Genomic DNA, 16215 nt, shown 5'->3' with positions numbered 1-16215 from the left:
CCTACCCCAGATGCTTCCTGAAAAACTCCGTCGCTCGGCCCCAGGCGAGCTCGGCGGCTTCGCGGTCGTGCACGGCCTGGCGCTGCTCGTTGACGAAGGCGTGCTCGGCGTCATAGCGGAACAGCTCCAGCGACTTGCCGGCGGCCTTCATGGCCTTCTCGAAGCCGCCCACCAGCTCTGGTGTGCACCAATCGTCCTTGTTGGCGAAATGGGCCTGGAGCGGGATCTTGACGTCGGCGGGCTTGGCCGCCTGCTCGGGCGGGATGCCGTAGAACACGACGCCCGCCGCGAGCTCCGGGATCTTGGTCGCGCCGATGATGGTCACGGCGCCGCCGAGGCAGAAGCCGGTTAGCCCGACCTTGGCACCGTTGCGCGACAGATATTGCGTGGCGCCGCGCACGGTCTGCGTGGTGGCGTCCATGAAGTCGAGCGAGTTCATCTCCTTGTTGGCGCTGTCCGTGTCGTGATACGGCACCACCTTGCCCTTGTAGAGATCGGGCGCCAGCGCGTCGAAGCCGGCCAGCGCGAAGCGGTCGCACAGGCCCTTGATCTGATCGGACAGGCCCCACCATTCCTGGATCACGACGACGCCCGGCGCATTGCCGCGCCCGGCATTGGCGAGATAGCCCGAGGCGTCCTTACCGTCCGGGCGCTTGAAGGTGATGCTGGTTCCCATGGTGTCCTCCGGTGAGTTTCTGGGGGATCGGTTGGCGGTATTTTGGCGGGTGGGAGCGCGCGGCGCAATCCACACTCTTGTCATTCCGGGGCGATGCTTCAGCATCGAGCCCGGAATCCATTCATCACCATCTCCGCCGCGCAATGGATTCCGGGCTCGCGCTTTCGCGCGCCCCGGAATGACAGCCCAACAAAAAGCCCCCTTGCGGGGGCTTTTTCATTTCTCGTCTTTCGCCGCTCAGTGCGAGGCGGCCCAGACCTTCTTCTTGGTGAAGTACATCAGGCCCGCGAAGACGATCAGGAACACGAAGACCTGGAAGCCGAGGCGCTTGCGCGCTTCCATGTGCGGCTCGGCGGTCCACATCAGGAAGGTGGTGACGTCCTTGGCGTACTGCGCAACCGTAGTCGGCGAGCCGTCGTCATAGGTCACCTGGCCGTCGCTGATCGGCTTCGGCATCTTGATGGCGTGGCCCGGGAAGTACCTGTTGAAGTACGAGCCCTCCGGGAGGGTGACGCCCTCCGGCACCTTGTCCTCATAGCCCTGGAGCAATGCGGCGACGTAGTCAGGCCCCTGCTCCTGGTACTGGGTGAAGACGTCGAAGATGAACCAGGGGAAGCCGCGCTTGTAGGAGCGCGCCTTGGTGATCAGGGATAGGTCCGGCGGGGCCGCACCGCCGTTCGCGGCACGCGCGGCCTGCTCGTTCGCGAACGGCGAGGGGAAATAGTCCGCCGGCCGGCCCGGCCGCTCGAACATGTCCCCCGCATCGTTCGGGCCGTCCTTGACCTTGTACTCGGATGCAAACGCCGCGGCTTGCGCCACCGAATAGCCGGGCCCGCCGGGCTCGGCGAGGTTACGGAAGGCGACGAAGGACAGGCCGTGGCAACTGGCGCAGACCTCCTTGTAGACCTTGAGGCCGCGCTGCAGCGCGCCGCGATCGAACTTACCGAAAGGGCCCGAGAACGACCATGTGTTGCCTGGCGGCTTATCGCTGCCTTCGGCTGCTTTCGCGCTGTCGATCGAGCCCGCGAACAGCGAGCCGGCGAGCGCCAGCACGATCGCGGTCGAGACCATCGGCGTCGACCGGCTGCCGGTCTTGGCCAGCACGGCATCCGAGATCGAGTTCGGCACCGGCCGCGGCTTCTCGATGCGCGCGAGCAGCGGCAGCACGATCAGGAAGTAGGCGAAATAGCAGAACGTCAGGATGCGGCCGGCGATGACGTAGATGCCTTCCGGCGGCTGTGCGCCGAGATAGCCGAGCAGGATGCAGACCGCGACGAAGATCCAGAAGAACTGCTTGGCGAGCGGTCGGTACTTCGAGGACCTGGTCTTGGCGGTGTCGAGCCAGGGCAGGAAGCACAGGATGATGATCGCCCCGAACATCGCGATGACGCCCGCGAGCTTGTCGGGAATCGAGCGCAGGATCGCGTAGAACGGCAGGTAATACCATTCCGGCACGATGTGCGGCGGCGTCACGCCCGGGTTCGCGGGAATGTAGTTGTCGGCGTCGCCGAGATAGTTCGGCATGTAGAAGATGAACCAAGCGTACAGCAGCAGGAAGCAGGCGACGCCGAACATGTCCTTGATGGTCGCATGCGGCGTGAACGGCACCGTGTCCTTTTCCGTCTTCGGCTCGACGCCATCAGGGTTGTTCTGGCCAGCGACGTGCAGCGCCCAGACGTGGAGCACGACGACGCCTGCGATCACGAACGGCAAGAGATAGTGCAGCGAGAAGAAGCGGTTCAGCGTCGGGTTGCCGACCGCATAGCCGCCCCAGAGCAGCGTCACGATGCTCTCGCCGACATAGGGAACGGCCGAGAACAAATTGGTGATGACGGTGGCGCCCCAGAAGCTCATCTGGCCCCAGGGCAGCACGTAGCCCATGAAGCCGGTCGCCATCATCAGGAGGTAGATGATGACGCCGAGGATCCACAGCACCTCACGCGGCTCCTTGTACGACCCGTAGTACAGACCGCGGAACATGTGGACGTAGACGGCGACGAAGAACATCGAGGCGCCGACCGCGTGCATGTTGCGCAGCAGCCAGCCGTAGTTCACGTCACGGACGATCAGCTCGACCGACTTGAAGGCGAGATCGGCGTTCGGCGTGTAGTGCATCGCCAGGATCACGCCGGTCAGGATCTGCATTCCGAGCATGAAGGAAAGAATGGCGCCGAAGGTCCACCAATAGTTCAGGTTGCGCGGGGTGGGATAGGCGACGAAGGAGGAATGGATGAGACCAAAAATCGGCAGGCGCCGCTCGATCCATTGCAGGGCCGGATTGCTCGGCTGGTAGTCGGATGGTCCGCTCATGATGCGATCCTGAGGAAATAGTACGACGAGACGGCGCGAAGCTTCGGACTTGAGTCCGAAGCTCAGCCGATCTGGATTTTGGTGTCGGAAACGAACTGGTACGGCGGCACGGCCAGGTTCGTGGGCGCTGGGCCCTGGCGGATGCGGCCGGACGTATCGTAGACCGAACCATGGCAGGGGCAGAAGAACCCGTCGTAGCTGCCTTCATGAGCGATCGGGATACAGCCGAGATGGGTGCAGATGCCGATCACGACCAGCCACTGCTCGTGGCCCGACTTGACCCGGGCCTCGTCGGTCTGCGGATCCGGCAGGCTCGCCACGTTGACGGAGCGCGCCTCGTCGATCTGCTTCTTGGTGCGGTGACTGATGTAGATCGGCTTGCCGCGCCAGAACACCTTGATGTCCTGGCCTTCCGCGATCGGGCTGAGATCGACCTCGATCGGCGCACCGGCGGCGATGGTCGAGGCATCCGGATTCATTTGGGAGATGAAGGGCCAGAGCGCAGCCGCGCCCCCTACTGCTGCAAATGCCCCTGTTGCAACGAATAAGAAATCACGGCGTGTCGGATGGTCCGCCGAAGACGCTGTCGTCACGATTCCAACCCTTTCTTCTTGCGCTACCGGTGGAACCGCTCCGAGGGGCGCCCAAGAGGTCCCCGGAAAGGCTGCCGGCACCCGCGGCCCCCCGCGGCGGCAGAACTTGGCTTGTTCACCTCTAAACGGGTGAAACAGCAGTCCAGAATCGTTCTATTGGCACCCTTGCCGGGCGAGCGCAAGCCCGCTAACGGCGTGAGAGCGTGCAATGCACGAATTCCCGGGCGGGCGATGTTTTATTGAGACATTTTGCGCCCGCAAGCCAACTCGCCGCCGCCCATGCAGATCGCACTTTTCCAGCCCGACATCCCCCAGAACACCGGCACGATTCTTCGCCTCTGCGCCTGCCTGGGGCTCGATGCCCATATCATCGAACCGGCGGGCTTCCCCATCTCGGACCGCCTGTTCCGCCGGGCGGGAATGGACTACCTCGACCATGTCAGGCTGGCCCGCCACGTCTCCTGGGCGACATTCGAGGACTGGCGTGCAGGCCAGGGCCACCGGCTGCTGCTGTTCACCACCAAGGCCGCCACCGACTACCGCGATTTTCATTACCAGAGCTCGGACATCCTGCTATTCGGGCGCGAGAGCGCCGGCGTCACCGATGCGGTGGTCGAGGCGGCCGATGCGCGTCTGGTGATTCCGATCAAGGCGGGGCTGCGGTCGCTCAATGTGGCCATGAGCGTAGCCATGGCCGCCGGCGAGGCGCTGCGGCAGACCCGGAACCCGCAAGGTTTGACAGGTTGAGGAGAGAGGCTTGAGTTACGCGGTCAAGGAGATCTTCCTGACCCTGCAAGGCGAAGGCGCCCATGCCGGGCGCGCGTCGGTGTTCTGCCGCTTTGCCGGCTGCAACCTCTGGAGCGGGCGGGAGGCCGACCGCGCGGATGCGACCTGCAAGTTCTGCGACACGGATTTCGTCGGCACCGACGGCACGCTCGGCGGGCGCTATGGCTCGGCTGCGGAACTCGCCGATACCATCGCCGCGCAATGGACAGCGGCTGCCGCCAATCGCTACGTCGTGCTGACCGGCGGGGAGCCGCTGCTCCAGGTCGACGCCGCGCTGATCGAGGCGCTGCACGAAAGAGGCTTCGAGATCGGCGTCGAGACCAACGGCACGATCGCAGCTCCTGATGGGCTCGATTGGATCTGCGTTAGCCCCAAGGGCGGCAGCGAGCTGGTCCTGCGCCAGGGCCACGAGCTGAAGCTGGTCTATCCACAGGCCTTGGCGATGCCCGAGGCATTTGAGGATCTCGCCTTCGAGCGCTTCTCGCTGCAACCGATGGACGGGCCTGAGGTCATCGAGAACACCGCGCGCGCGATCGATTATTGCCTGCACCATCCGCAATGGCGGCTCAGCGTGCAAACCCACAAATCGCTCGGCATCAGATAGGACGCAACCCGCGAATGCAGATGGACCTGACGACGATCGAAGCCCGCAAGGCCCGCGCCCGCGCCTGGTTCGAGCGCTTGCGCGACGACATCTGCGCGAGCTTCGAGCGGCTGGAGGATGACGCGCCGCAAAGCCTCTATCCGGGCGAGGTCGGCCGCTTCAAGCGCACGCTTTGGCAGCGCACCGACCATTCCGGCGCGGCTGGCGGCGGCGGCGTGATGTCGATGATGCATGGCCGGCTGTTCGAGAAGGTCGGCGTGCACTGCTCGACCGTGCACGGCGAGTTCGCACCCGAGTTTCGGGCCCAGATCCCCGGCGCGGCGGAGGATCCAAAATTCTGGGCCTCCGGCATCTCGCTGATCGCGCACATGCGCAATCCGAATGTCCCTGCCGTGCACATGAACACGCGCTTCGTCGTCACCACGAAAGCCTGGTTCGGCGGCGGCGCCGACCTGACGCCGGTGCTGGAGCGAAGGCGGACGCAGGACGATCCCGACAGCATTGCCTTCCATGCCGCGATGAAGCAGGCCTGCGCGCAGCCGAGCGGCGTTGCCGACTACGACAAGTACAAGAAATGGTGCGACGAGTATTTCTACCTGCCGCACCGGAAAGAGGCGCGCGGCATTGGCGGCATCTTCTACGACTGGCACGACAGCGGCGACTGGGACGCCGACCTCGCCTTCACCCAGGACGTCGGCCGCGCCTTCCTGAAGATCTATCCCGAGATCGTACGGCGCAACTTCGCGAGCGCCTGGACGCCTGCGGACCGCGAGGAGCAATTGATCCGACGCGGCCGCTACGTCGAGTTCAACCTGCTCTACGACCGCGGCACCATCTTCGGGCTGAAGACGGGCGGCAACGTGGACTCCATCCTGTCGTCGCTGCCGCCGGAGGTGAAGTGGCCATGAACGCCATGCTGCCGCCGCTGCCCCGCGCCATGCTGATCGACATGGACGACACCATCCTGTCGGCCTATGGCCGGCCCGAGATCGCCTGGAACACGATCACGGCCGAATTCGCCGCGGAGCTCGCCCCGCTGCCGCCGCCGATGGTCGCAACCGCGGTGCTGGCCTTCGCGCGAAACTTCTGGGCCAGTGCCGAGCCGGCGTGGCGGATGAAGCTCGCCGAGGCGCGGCACCTGACGGTGAAGGGCGGCTTCGCCGCGCTCGCGGCCGGAGGCCACCGCGCCCTGCCCGACGACCTCGCCATTCGCCTCGCCGACCGCTTCACCGCCTACCGTGAGGAGGAGATGTTCGTCTTTCCCGGCGCGCACGAGGCGATCGACCAGTTCAAGGCGCTCGGCATCAAGCTCGCGCTGGTCACCAACGGCGCCGCCAACATGCAGCGCGCCAAGATCGAACGCTTCGAGCTGGCGCATCGCTTCGACCACATCCAGATCGAAGGCGAGCACGGCTTCGGCAAGCCCGAGGAGCGCGCCTATCTGCACGCGATGCAGGCGCTCGGCGTCACCGCTGAGGACACCTGGATGATCGGCGACAATCTGGAATGGGAAGTGGTGACGCCGCAGCGCCTCGGCATCTATGCGATCTGGATGGACGTGCATGGCGAGGGCCTGCCCGAGGGCTCCACGGTCAGGCCCGACCGCATCATCCGCTCGCTCGGCGAGCTGCTGCCCGACCGGCCGTAATCAGCCGGTCAAAACAAGACTCGAAAAACAACCCCATGCACAGTAGCGCGCTGCTGTAAAATCAAGGACTTACGGATTTTACGAAAAATTTCTGACCCGTCGGGCAAAACAGGGGTATTGTGGCATCGTCGCGAGGGTTGCCATCGACCCTAGAGCGCGATGCGATGAGGATGAATCGTCATCGCGCTCTAGCTTATTGTTTGAGCATGATCTTTTCGGAAAACCGCTACGCACTTTTCCGGATCATGCTCTTGTCCCTCCCGCGAGAGGCTCGAGCACGCCCAAGGCAACCTATTCCGCGGTGATATTGCCGGTCTCGATGACTCGCTTCCAGCGGGCCAACTCAGAGACCAGAAACTCCTGGAATTGCTCCGGGGTGTTGGCCACGATTTCGAGGCCGATATCTTCCATTCGTTTGCGTACGTCCGGTGCCTTCAGCGCCGCGACGATCTCGCCATGCAATTTTGCTTTCACGTCGGCAGGAAGGCCCTTCGGAGCAGCCACCGCCTGCCACGAAAAGACGTCGACACCTTCAATCCCAAGTTCCTTCAAGGTAGGCACTTCGGGCAAAAGAGGGGATCTGGCATCGCCGGTGATGGCGAGAACCTTGAGCTGCTTGGATTGAATTTGCCCGATGACGGCGTTGATGTTTTGAAACGATACGTTGACATGCCCCGCGAGGAGATCACTCACGGCAGGCGCCCCGCCGCGATACGGCACGTGGAGACCGGTCGTCCCAGTGCGCTGCCAGAACAGCGCCGCCGTGAGATGATCGGACGAACCCGCACCCGAGCTTGCAAAAGTGATCTTGCCGGGGGCCTTCTTCAGTTGCTCCACCAACTCGGCGACGGTGTTTGCCGGAAAGTTCAAGTTGGCGACCAGGACGTTCGGTGCGCGCACAGCGACCGTCAAAAGGTCGAAGTCCTTCAGAGGATCATACTTCAGATTAGGCTGAAGAAATGGATTCGTCGCATAGACACCGATCGAGCCGACGAGAATGGTGTATCCGTCCGCTGGCGCCCGGGCAACCGCCGTTGCTCCAAGAGCGCCCGTTGCGCCGGACCGGTTTTCGACGACCACCGGCTGCCCCAACGTATCGGAGACCTTCTGTCCGATTGCGCGCGCGACCATGTCGGACGAGCCTCCCGCCGGGAATGGGACGATGAAGGTGATATTCCTTTCCGGCCAGGCCGCGTATGCCATCGAGGTTGCGGCAAGAAGCAGGATGCCAGCTGCACCAAATCGAATCTTCGATAAAAGAGTTGCATTGCCCATTGTCGATCCTCCGTTGCGACGTTTTCTGAGGGCCTATTTTAGGTGCTCATGCCATCCCGATTGATGCTCAGATTGTATTGATTGATCCACTATTTATCACGGGCGCTTTGTCGCGGTGAAATCGCCGATGTGCAAACCTGCCGAGGGGTGGCGCTTCGCTCTTCCAAGCGCTGTCGAGTTTTGCCTACGCGTTGTCTCAACTCCCACGCTTCACCTTGAGCGTCAGCAGCGGCTTGCCTTTCTCGGCGATGTAGGTCGCGAGCTCCGCCGCGTTGCGGGCGCAAACGCGGTCTTTCACGCCCCAATCATTGCGCAGCGTATCTCGCGGTCAACGAATGACCGTGCAAGCTACCGGAGAAGACCACGATCGCCTTTGGCGACAGCTCGGCCTGCAGCTTTCCCGTCATCATGTTGGGATTGGCCGGCGCAAGCGGAACGGTGACCGTCTTGCCGCCATCCTGAACCGTTGCGCGTCCCCGCATATCCTTCGTCGACAGCGGCGATCCATCGTCGTCGCCAACGTAAAAGACGATGTCGGTCCCCTTGCTGACGAATTCGATCGGATGCCCCTGCGACTTGACGACGGGACCGCCGTTGCTGCCCTTCGTCTGCGCCGCGGCAACATCCAGCGTCGCGATCATCACAGCCGTCACGGCGAGGCCGATATAAGTTCTCATTGCAGGCTCCTCGGTGGTTGTCCGCGCGCATCAATAGGCTTCCGCGGGGGTGAACGTTGCGGCGTGTCCGGCCACCAGCCGCTGCAGCGGCTGCTGGCCGAACATCAGAAACAGAATCGGGGTCACGATTGTGTCGAGCACCGTGGCGCTGAGCAGGCCGCCGAAGATCGTCACGGCCACCGGGTGCAGGATTTCCCGGCCCGGCTCGTCCGCGCCGATCAAGAGCGGCGTGAGCGCTAGTCCTGCGCAAAGCGCCGTCATCAGCACCGGACTGAGGCGCTCCATGCTGCCGCGAATGACCAGCCCGGCCCCGAAACGCTCGCCTTCGTGGATGGCGAGATTGATGTAGTGCGAGATCTTCAAGATCCCGTTGCGCGCCGAGATGCCGGCCAGCGTGATGAAGCCGATCATCGATGCCACCGACAAGGGCTGCCCGGAGATCTTCAGCGCGGCGACGCTGCCGATCAGGGCGAGCGGAATACCTCCCATGATGATCAGCGCCAGTGCGATCGACCGGTAGCGGCTGTAGAGGACCACGAAGATCATCGCCATCGAGGCCAGCGACAGAATGCCGATGCGCCAGATCGCCTCCTGCTGGGCCTGGAACGCGCCTTCGAGGCTGGTCGTGTAGCCTTGCGGGAAATCGAGCTCGCGAACCGACCTCTGAATGTCGGCCGCGATATCGGCGATGTCGCGGCGTCCGTCCCCGTTGCCGTACACGACGATCCTGCGCTGGGTCCCCTCCCGCTGAATCTGGTTCGGCCCGTCTGTCTCGACGATGTCGGCCAAAGCGCTCAGCGGGACGAACTCCGAGCCGGTCGGGATGAGCAAATTGTGCAGTCCCGTCGTCGAACGGTCTTGCTCCGACAGGCGCATCACGACGTCGAAACGGCGATTGCCGTCGACGATCTGGGAGACCTTCCGGCCATTGGACAGCGCGTCGAGTGCCTGGGTGACCGCAGCCGGCGTCAGGCCGTGAAGCGCGGCGCGAGCATGGTCGATTTGAACCCGCACTTGCGGAATCAGCACCTGCTTCTCGACCTGGAGATCGACCAGACCCGGGATCGTCGATAGACGCTGGCGCACCGTTTCGGACAGCCGCCGCAACATCTCGATGTCCTGGCCGAAGATCTTGAGCACGATCTGGGCACGAATACCGGACTGGAGATGATCGAGGCGGTGGCTGATCGGCTGTCCGATGGCCACCGACGCCGGCAGCGCGGACAGGGCTTCCCGGATGCTCGCATAGATGTCCGCCTTCTGGCGCTTGGACGGTGTGAGATCGACATCGACCTCGCTGTAGTGCACGCCTTCGGCGTGTTCATCCAGTTCGGCGCGGCCGGTGCGCCGTCCGACCGATTTCACCTCGGGCACCTTTGCGAGCAACTGCTCCGCCAATAGGCCAAGACGGTTGGATTCCGCGAGCGAAATGCCTGGATTGTACTGCAGCGACAGGACCAGCGTCCCCTCGTTGAAAGGAGGAAGAAAGCTGCGGGGCATCTGGCTCGCGGCATAGCCTGCCACCGCGACCGCAGCGGCGACGAAGACCAGCACCAAACCCTGCCGCTGGAAGGCCCAGCCGAGCACCCGCCGATTGGCCTGCTTCAGCTTCGTGACGACAAAGCTCTCGCGGTCACCTGAATGAGCTCGTCCCGAAAGCAGATAATAGGACAGCACCGGCGTCACCGTGATCGAGGTCAGCAGCGAAGCCAGGATTGAGACCACATAGGCCACGCCAAGCGGCGTGAACAGCCGCCCTTCGATTCCCGGAAGGGCGAACAGCGGCACAAAGACGAGGACGATGATCATCGTTGCATAGACGATGCTGGAACGAACCTCCTGGCTCGCGCCGGAGATCACGTCGAGAACAGGGCGCGGCGTGCTCGACGCGGCGTTCTCCCGCAGGCGCCGCAGGATGTTTTCGACGTCCACGACGGCATCGTCGACCAGCTCGCCGATCGCGATGGCGAGGCCGCCCAGCGTCATGGTGTTGATCGTGAGGCCGAAGGCGCGAAACACCAGGACCGTCACCAGGATCGATATTGGAATGGCCGTCAGCGAGACGAACGCGGCGCGACCGTTCATCAGGAAGACGAACAGGACTATTGCGACGACGATCGCGGCCTCGATCAGGACGCGCTCGACATTGCCGATCGAGGTCTCGATGAAGGTCGCCTGCCGGAACTGCACGTTGGTGACGCTGATGCCCCCGCGCATGGTGCGTTGCAGCTCCCGCAGCGTTGACTCGACATTGCGCGTCAGTGCTACAGTATCCGCAGCCGGTTGCTTCATGACGCTGACGATGACAGCGGGCTTGCCGTTATATCCTGCGTCACCGCGCTTGGTCCGCGCGGCAAAATCCACAGAGGCAATCTGCTTCAGCAGGATCGGCTGCTCTCCGCGGTTGACGACGACGGTGTTGCGGAGGTCCTCGATACGCCTGGTGAGACCGACATTGCGGATCAGATATTCGCGGCCATGCTGGTCGACGAAGCCGCCGCCGCTGTTGGTGCCGAACCTTGCGACCGCCTGCTCGATCTGATCGTGGGTGACGCCGAGTGCCTGCATGGTGGCGACGTTCGGCGTCACGCGATATTGGCGGACCTCGCCGCCGATGGGTATCACCTGGGCGACGCCGGGAATGGCGAGGAGTTGCGGTCGGACGACGAAGTCGGCGATCTCGCGCACGTCCATGGGTGAAGCCGTGCCATCGCTCGTCAGCGCGATCAGCATGATCTCGCCCATGATCGAGGTCACCGGGCCCATCTGGGGATTGACCGCGGACGACAATTGCTCGCGGATCAGCGCCAGCCGCTCGGAGACGAATTGCCGGGCGCGGTAGATTTCGACGCCCCAGTCGAACTCGACATAGACGACCGACAGACCAACGCCCGAGACCGAGCGCACGCGAATGACGCCGGGCATGCCGTTCATCGACGTCTCGATCGGGAACGTCACCAGCTGTTCGACCTCCTGGGGCGCCAGTCCCTCTGCCTCGGTCAGGATGTTGACGGTCGGGCGGTTGATGTCAGGCAGGACGTCGACCGAAACGCTCGGCAGGACGAACAGGCCGTAGCCGACCAGGACGGCGGCGACCGCCAGCACGAATAGGCGATTGCGCAAGCTTGTCTGGACGATGAGCTTGAACATGGTCGGCTACCGGATCTGGTTGATGAGGTCGGTGCCGCGCACGACGATATGTTCGCCTTCGTTGACACCGGCGGCCACAATCACGCGGGCTGCGTCTACCTGCACCACGCGAACCGGCCTCGGCTCGAAGCGCTCGGGCTCTGTGTGCAGCCAAACGATATTCTCACCGTTGCCGCTTCGAACGACGGCATTGCGCGGCACGACCAGGCCAGACACGGGCGCTCCGGCCTGGACCATCACATTCAACGGCTGACCGATGTTGAGACCTGCTGGTGGCTCCGGAATGGCGAACTGAACCACGGACGCATGCTGGCGCAGCGCCCGGCTCGTCCCGACGAAGCTCAGCGCAATCTGCTGCCCGTTCGGAGCCATTGCCGTTGCGGCTTCAGGCTGCTTCAAGCCGATTTCGTCATAGGCGAGCGCCTCGACCCAAAGACTGCTTGGGTCCGCGATCTGAAACAGGACGTCTTGGGGCTGTATGACCTGGCCCGGCGCGACCTTGGCTGAGGTGATGATGCCATCGGTCGATGCCCGCAGTTCCTCGAAGCCGGTGCGGGAATTGCGAACGGTCTCGCGGCGCGCCCGCAGACCCTCCAATTCGCTTTCGAGGTCGTTGACCTGCCCTTGCGGCACCGCGCCGCGTTCGGCCAGCGGCCGGAGACGCCGCAGCTTGTTGTCCGTGATCGCCATCAGCTGTTCGATCTCGCCGACCTTCTCGAGGATTGTCGTGCGGTCGGCGATTGGCAGATGCGGCTCGATCCGGATGAGCAGATCGCCCTTGCGGACGGTTTGCCCGATGCGGGGGATGCCGTCATCGCCGGGAACCACGCGGCCGCCGTAGATGCTCTGCACGATGCTGCTGCGGTTGGGGTCGGCCATGACACGGCCGATCAGGGTGACGGCGGGATGAATCGTCTGCGGCTCGGCTGCAGCGGTGCGTACCTCGAGCAGACGCTGCGTCGGCTTGGCCGCGAAGACGGTGCCGTCTTGCAGACGGCGCGGGGCATCGCTCAGCGCGGGAACATCCGGCGGACTTGGTTGCGTTGCATTAGTCCGGCCCTCGCCGAACATGATGGCGGCGAGAATGACCAAAGCCCCCGCCATCACGGCGGACGTCGAGGCCGCCATGAAGCGGCCACGACGCCTCCAATAGGCGAAGAGACCGCCGAAGCCCAAGGCGGCGAGCGCGGACGCGGCGATGGCGGCTCGGTTCGATAGAAGCCAGCCGGGCTCGTGCTTGTGCTCCGCGGGCCGGGCCTCTGCACGCGGTACGAACGAGTCGACCAGCAGATCATTTCCCCTGCTAGCGCTGATCGAGAAGATCACCTCGACCGATCCGGACGGCGTGCCGTTCGGAATCTGGGCGGTGTAGACGCCGTCCTCCTGGCTCGATGCCTCGATCGGGGCAGAATCGCCGATCGTGACCTGCAAGGCGGCGTCCGAGACCGGCTCGTTCGTCGCGACATCATCGATGAAGACGGACAGCCTGCCCTCTTTCAGGATGCCGACGACTTCGTAGAGCTCGGAGCGCGCGGCAATCCTCGGATAGGCTGAGGACACGACCGCCGTCTTCTCGGCGTCGCCGTGATCGTGCCCCTCATGGCCAAAGGCGCCCGACAAGCCAAAGACCAGGCTCGCCAACCAAAAAGCGCCAGCGAGCCCACGAGCTGCGAGCCGCCCTTTCGGGCAGCGCTGATTCATCAACATCGAAAGATCCTTCAGACATGCGAAAAGGCGGCGACCGAAGCGCCGCCGGGACTACGCGATGCTGAAGGTACTTGGTGGCCGGACGAGTCCGTCGGGGCGCACCCCGACAATGGCCCGCGCGAGCGGCAGGTCCATGGCGCCGAGCACTTCGAAGACGCTGAGCAGGTGAACGACCTGCGCTGAGGCGATCGAGGTGCCAAACATGTCCCAGGCCACGCCGGGAGCGCCGTCCTCGTCGTGATCCGGCCCGTCATGGACGTGGCCTTCCGCGTCGTCGCCGGCGTGGGAATGCACGTGGCCGGCCAGCTGATCGTGGAAATGCAGGGAACCGCTGAGCGTGACGGACGGCATCGGAATGGCGCCAACAGCCGCCTGCGCCTGCGAGACCGAGATCAGGGCCGCCTGAAGCACAAACGCGGATATCGCCACGAACATGGCCGTTCTGGCGAGTTGACGAAGATGGTGGCGGACACCGTGCGGCACGCCGAAAAACTAGGCGATGCCGACCGCGAATTCAAGGCGACGTTCGCATCGCGTGGAAGGTGGTCCAGACACCCTCCCCGTTCGATCGAGGAGCTACCGCCGCCCGATATCCGGCAGCCCGCCTGCCTCACTTGAAGTGAAATGCTTCACAAGCCGCAATCCGGGATTGCGGTAGCCTCGTGCCATGGGGCGTGGCGAGTTGGAGGCGACAATGGAGCAGGACCTTCCGAAGCAGACAGCGCGCACGCGATCCCCGGTGAAGGCGGCGGGTATCTGGCAGAGAATTCAATCCTGGGACAGCCGCCTCTCGGTCACCAAGGGACTGACGGCCGTGACCCTGCTGACCGGCTTCCTGGGCGGATATTTCCAGTACCTGAATTCCTATGAACAGAAGGTCGGCGAGCAGGCCAAGGCGGACATGCAGAAGGCGACCGACACCTTCCTCGAGATCTCGGACGCCTTCGCCGACGTGCAGATCCAGCAGGAGACCATGCTGCGCGAGCAGTTCGGCTCGCTGAAGGCGCAGGCAAGCCCCGCTTTCATTCCGGTGGACTCCAAGACATTCGGCTCGTTCTCGGACTATTGGAAGGCGCGCACGTCGCTGCGGCGGAACGGCGCCATCTTTGCGCGCAAGGCGGAGATCTACATCGACTGGCCTAGCGACCTCGGGCGCGATCCGGCCGCAGAGCACACGCTCGACCAGGATCCCCTGACGGCAACGCTGCTCACCAAGTACAATTTCGATTGCGATTCCGACGCCAACCTTCCGCAGTTCAAGGGTGCGATCTTCAATGGCGCCGATCCTGGACGCCCCAGCGACGAATTGTGCAACGACCCGACGGCCAATGGGCTCAAATCCTACGTCAACCTCTGTGCCAGGCGGGCGGATGGCGAGATCGATGCGTTGCAGAAGGTCGTGACCATCAACTGGTGGAGCGCCAAGCACCACGTCCTGGTGATGCACCATTGCTTCGAGGTGCTCCGCGGCGGGCCGAATGCGTTGCAAGCTCCGGCCTCCGGCAACGACGTGCCGAACGATCGCAAGCTCGACAAACCACGCGACAGCAATGAGCACAGGCTACAGCTTCAGGCCCGCCGGCTGGACGCGTTCATGACGCTGACCATGGCGCAGCTGGATCGCATCAGGGTGCGATACCGCCCCACCGGCTTCTTCTGCCATGTTCCGCTCGCGCGCGATGCCATCGGCTATTTCAGCAACCAGTGCCTGCCGAACCAGCCGGTCACGAGCGAGCGCAGCTGAGTCGTACCGCGGAGACACCTTCCGGCGCCGGCAGCCGGCGTGATCGGCCTGTCATGACGGCCTGTTAGCGTCGGCCGCGTCGATCAACCCGAAAGGACAATCCATGGATCTGAAGGCCGGCGATGTCGTGATGCTGAAATCCGGCGGTCAGCCGCTGACCGTCGCGGAGGTGAAGGAGAACGAGGCGCTGTGCCTGTGGATGGGCATGGAAGGCGACCTGTTCCGCGAGACGCTGCCGCTCGCCGTGCTCGTGCAGGTGGAAGAAGACGACGAGGACGACGAAGACGAAGATGATGACGAGGAGTAGGCACTTCTCGGACTGCATTCTCGTGCGAGCCGAGCGCTTCCCTTGATGACGGGCGCGGGTTGATCAGACGAGGATACGAGGCGCCGCCGTGGCCGTGTCTCCGGAATTCGGCGTCCCCGTCGGTTCGATCAAGAGGATGTGCACTTCCCCACGCGCCACCGGCCGGTGCTCAACGCCCTTCGGCACGACAAAAACCTCGCCGGGGTTGAGGGTGACCGTGCGGTCCCGCAGCTCGATGTCCAGCGTCCCGCTGAGCACGAGAAAGAAGTCGTCCGTGTCCTCGTGCTTGTGCCAATGAAAGGGCCCCTCAAGCTTGGCCACCATGATGTCGTTGTCGTTATAGGTCGCCACCGTGCGCGGGGAGAAGCGATCGGTAAACGTTGCGAGCTTCTCGGCGAGATTTGCGGGTGCTTTCATGGCGTCTCCCTGGACAAGCAGCAGTCTGGTCCGCGTTTGCAAGACGAGCTGCGCCGGTTAGCACGAGCTGAATCACAATACGAGACTGCTGCGACGCCAGGAGTGGCGCAAGGATGGGTTTCGCAACGGCGAAACCCATCCCTACGAGCTGATGTCGGTCAGATCAGAACCGATAGTTGATGCCGCCCTTGGCTGTATGAAGCTGAACCTCGGTGTCCGTGAAGGACGCTCCGGGGAATGCAAGAGCATTGCCGTTCGACTTTCCGAGATTGATGTAGATGTACTCGGCCTTGAACGTCCAGCGCGGGTCGAAAGCCCATT

The 16215-nt window shown here is 63.7% G+C and carries 15 protein-coding genes; 6 read left to right on the top strand and 9 right to left on the bottom strand.

All coding sequences use genetic code 11. The features are described 5' to 3' along the window. Position 1: 1 nt before the first annotated feature. From I6F37_RS18040 to petA, 3 genes are all read right to left on the bottom strand, one after another. Positions 2-676: a dienelactone hydrolase family protein gene (locus I6F37_RS18040; protein WP_036006275.1), complete on the bottom strand. Its 675-nt coding sequence runs from the start codon at positions 674-676 to the stop codon at positions 2-4. A gap of 237 nt (positions 677-913) precedes the next feature. Further along, positions 914-2986, bottom strand: coding sequence for a cytochrome b/c1 (gene fbcH / locus I6F37_RS18035; RefSeq protein ID WP_225152245.1), 2073 nt, complete (start codon positions 2984-2986; stop codon positions 914-916). 62 nt (positions 2987-3048) lie between these two features. Continuing rightward, complete coding sequence (petA, locus tag I6F37_RS18030) at positions 3049-3579, bottom strand: ubiquinol-cytochrome c reductase iron-sulfur subunit (RefSeq protein WP_036024842.1); 531 nt, start codon at positions 3577-3579, stop codon at positions 3049-3051. Between the two features lie 279 nt (positions 3580-3858). Here petA and I6F37_RS18025 point away from each other — a divergent pair, with 279 nt between their 5' ends. The 4 genes from I6F37_RS18025 to I6F37_RS18010 are packed head-to-tail and all read left to right on the top strand — an operon-like array spanning position 3859 to position 6617. Beyond that, positions 3859-4326 (top strand): tRNA (cytidine(34)-2'-O)-methyltransferase, encoded by a 468-nt coding sequence (locus I6F37_RS18025; protein WP_225114465.1) that lies wholly within the window; start codon positions 3859-3861, stop codon positions 4324-4326. Between the two features lie 10 nt (positions 4327-4336). After that, positions 4337-4969, top strand: coding sequence for a 7-carboxy-7-deazaguanine synthase (gene queE, locus I6F37_RS18020; RefSeq protein ID WP_225114466.1), 633 nt, complete (start codon positions 4337-4339; stop codon positions 4967-4969). Between the two features lie 20 nt (positions 4970-4989). Further along, on the top strand, positions 4990-5877 hold the full coding sequence (gene hemF / locus I6F37_RS18015) for an oxygen-dependent coproporphyrinogen oxidase (RefSeq protein ID WP_225152513.1): 888 nt from the start codon (positions 4990-4992) through the stop codon (positions 5875-5877). A gap of 5 nt (positions 5878-5882) precedes the next feature. Next, the gene (locus tag I6F37_RS18010; protein WP_225152511.1) at positions 5883-6617 is read left to right on the top strand and encodes an HAD family hydrolase; all 735 of its coding nucleotides are present in this window, start codon (positions 5883-5885) and stop codon (positions 6615-6617) included. 291 nt (positions 6618-6908) lie between these two features. Here I6F37_RS18010 and I6F37_RS18005 read toward each other — a convergent pair whose 3' ends face one another. The 5 genes from I6F37_RS18005 to I6F37_RS17985 all read right to left on the bottom strand — a co-directional run bounded on the left by I6F37_RS18005 (position 6909) and on the right by I6F37_RS17985 (position 13861). Further along, a complete protein-coding gene (locus I6F37_RS18005) occupies positions 6909-7892 on the bottom strand; it encodes a tripartite tricarboxylate transporter substrate binding protein (RefSeq protein WP_225152243.1) in 984 nt (327 codons plus the stop codon). A 305-nt stretch (positions 7893-8197) separates the two neighbouring features. Next, a complete protein-coding gene (locus I6F37_RS18000; RefSeq protein WP_036024835.1) occupies positions 8198-8569 on the bottom strand; it encodes a hypothetical protein in 372 nt (123 codons plus the stop codon). Positions 8570-8599: 30 nt separating this feature from the next. After that, positions 8600-11719: an efflux RND transporter permease subunit gene (locus I6F37_RS17995; RefSeq protein WP_225152242.1), complete on the bottom strand. Its 3120-nt coding sequence runs from the start codon at positions 11717-11719 to the stop codon at positions 8600-8602. A gap of 6 nt (positions 11720-11725) precedes the next feature. Further along, on the bottom strand, positions 11726-13150 hold the full coding sequence (locus I6F37_RS17990) for an efflux RND transporter periplasmic adaptor subunit (RefSeq protein WP_225152241.1): 1425 nt from the start codon (positions 13148-13150) through the stop codon (positions 11726-11728). Between the two features lie 327 nt (positions 13151-13477). Beyond that, complete coding sequence (locus tag I6F37_RS17985; protein WP_225147871.1) at positions 13478-13861, bottom strand: hypothetical protein; 384 nt, start codon at positions 13859-13861, stop codon at positions 13478-13480. A gap of 259 nt (positions 13862-14120) precedes the next feature. Between I6F37_RS17985 and I6F37_RS17980 the strand changes: the two genes are divergently transcribed. Next, positions 14121-15170 (top strand): hypothetical protein, encoded by a 1050-nt coding sequence (locus tag I6F37_RS17980; protein WP_141697675.1) that lies wholly within the window; start codon positions 14121-14123, stop codon positions 15168-15170. A 103-nt stretch (positions 15171-15273) separates the two neighbouring features. After that, a complete protein-coding gene (locus I6F37_RS17975; protein WP_036024831.1) occupies positions 15274-15477 on the top strand; it encodes a DUF2158 domain-containing protein in 204 nt (67 codons plus the stop codon). 63 nt (positions 15478-15540) lie between these two features. Here I6F37_RS17975 and I6F37_RS17970 read toward each other — a convergent pair whose 3' ends face one another. Next, positions 15541-15894 (bottom strand): cupin domain-containing protein, encoded by a 354-nt coding sequence (locus I6F37_RS17970; protein WP_225152239.1) that lies wholly within the window; start codon positions 15892-15894, stop codon positions 15541-15543. Between the last annotated feature and the right edge of the window lie 321 nt (positions 15895-16215).

It is taken from the genome of Bradyrhizobium sp. NBAIM08 (assembly GCF_020193935.1).
GTDB classification, from domain to species: Bacteria; Pseudomonadota; Alphaproteobacteria; order Rhizobiales; family Xanthobacteraceae; genus Bradyrhizobium; species Bradyrhizobium yuanmingense.
Note: the sequence above shows the minus strand (reverse complement) of the source record. Positions and strands in the feature narration are given on the sequence as shown.

What these genes read in the sequence shown, in the direction of transcription:
- I6F37_RS18005 (WP_225152243.1), bottom strand. Translation starts at nt 7,892, where the DNA reads ATGGGCAATGCAACTCTTTTATCGAAGATTCGATTTGGTGCAGCTGGC.
- I6F37_RS18010 (WP_225152511.1), top strand. Translation starts at nt 5,883, where the DNA reads ATGCTGCCGCCGCTGCCCCGCGCCATGCTGATCGACATGGACGACACC.
- I6F37_RS17980 (WP_141697675.1), top strand. Translation starts at nt 14,121, where the DNA reads ATGGAGCAGGACCTTCCGAAGCAGACAGCGCGCACGCGATCCCCGGTG.
- hemF (WP_225152513.1), top strand. Translation starts at nt 4,990, where the DNA reads ATGGACCTGACGACGATCGAAGCCCGCAAGGCCCGCGCCCGCGCCTGG.
- I6F37_RS18025 (WP_225114465.1), top strand. Translation starts at nt 3,859, where the DNA reads ATGCAGATCGCACTTTTCCAGCCCGACATCCCCCAGAACACCGGCACG.
- I6F37_RS17975 (WP_036024831.1), top strand. Translation starts at nt 15,274, where the DNA reads ATGGATCTGAAGGCCGGCGATGTCGTGATGCTGAAATCCGGCGGTCAG.
- I6F37_RS17970 (WP_225152239.1), bottom strand. Translation starts at nt 15,894, where the DNA reads ATGAAAGCACCCGCAAATCTCGCCGAGAAGCTCGCAACGTTTACCGAT.
- I6F37_RS17995 (WP_225152242.1), bottom strand. Translation starts at nt 11,719, where the DNA reads ATGTTCAAGCTCATCGTCCAGACAAGCTTGCGCAATCGCCTATTCGTG.
- I6F37_RS18040 (WP_036006275.1), bottom strand. Translation starts at nt 676, where the DNA reads ATGGGAACCAGCATCACCTTCAAGCGCCCGGACGGTAAGGACGCCTCG.
- I6F37_RS17985 (WP_225147871.1), bottom strand. Translation starts at nt 13,861, where the DNA reads ATGTTCGTGGCGATATCCGCGTTTGTGCTTCAGGCGGCCCTGATCTCG.
- fbcH (WP_225152245.1), bottom strand. Translation starts at nt 2,986, where the DNA reads ATGAGCGGACCATCCGACTACCAGCCGAGCAATCCGGCCCTGCAATGG.
- I6F37_RS18000 (WP_036024835.1), bottom strand. Translation starts at nt 8,569, where the DNA reads ATGAGAACTTATATCGGCCTCGCCGTGACGGCTGTGATGATCGCGACG.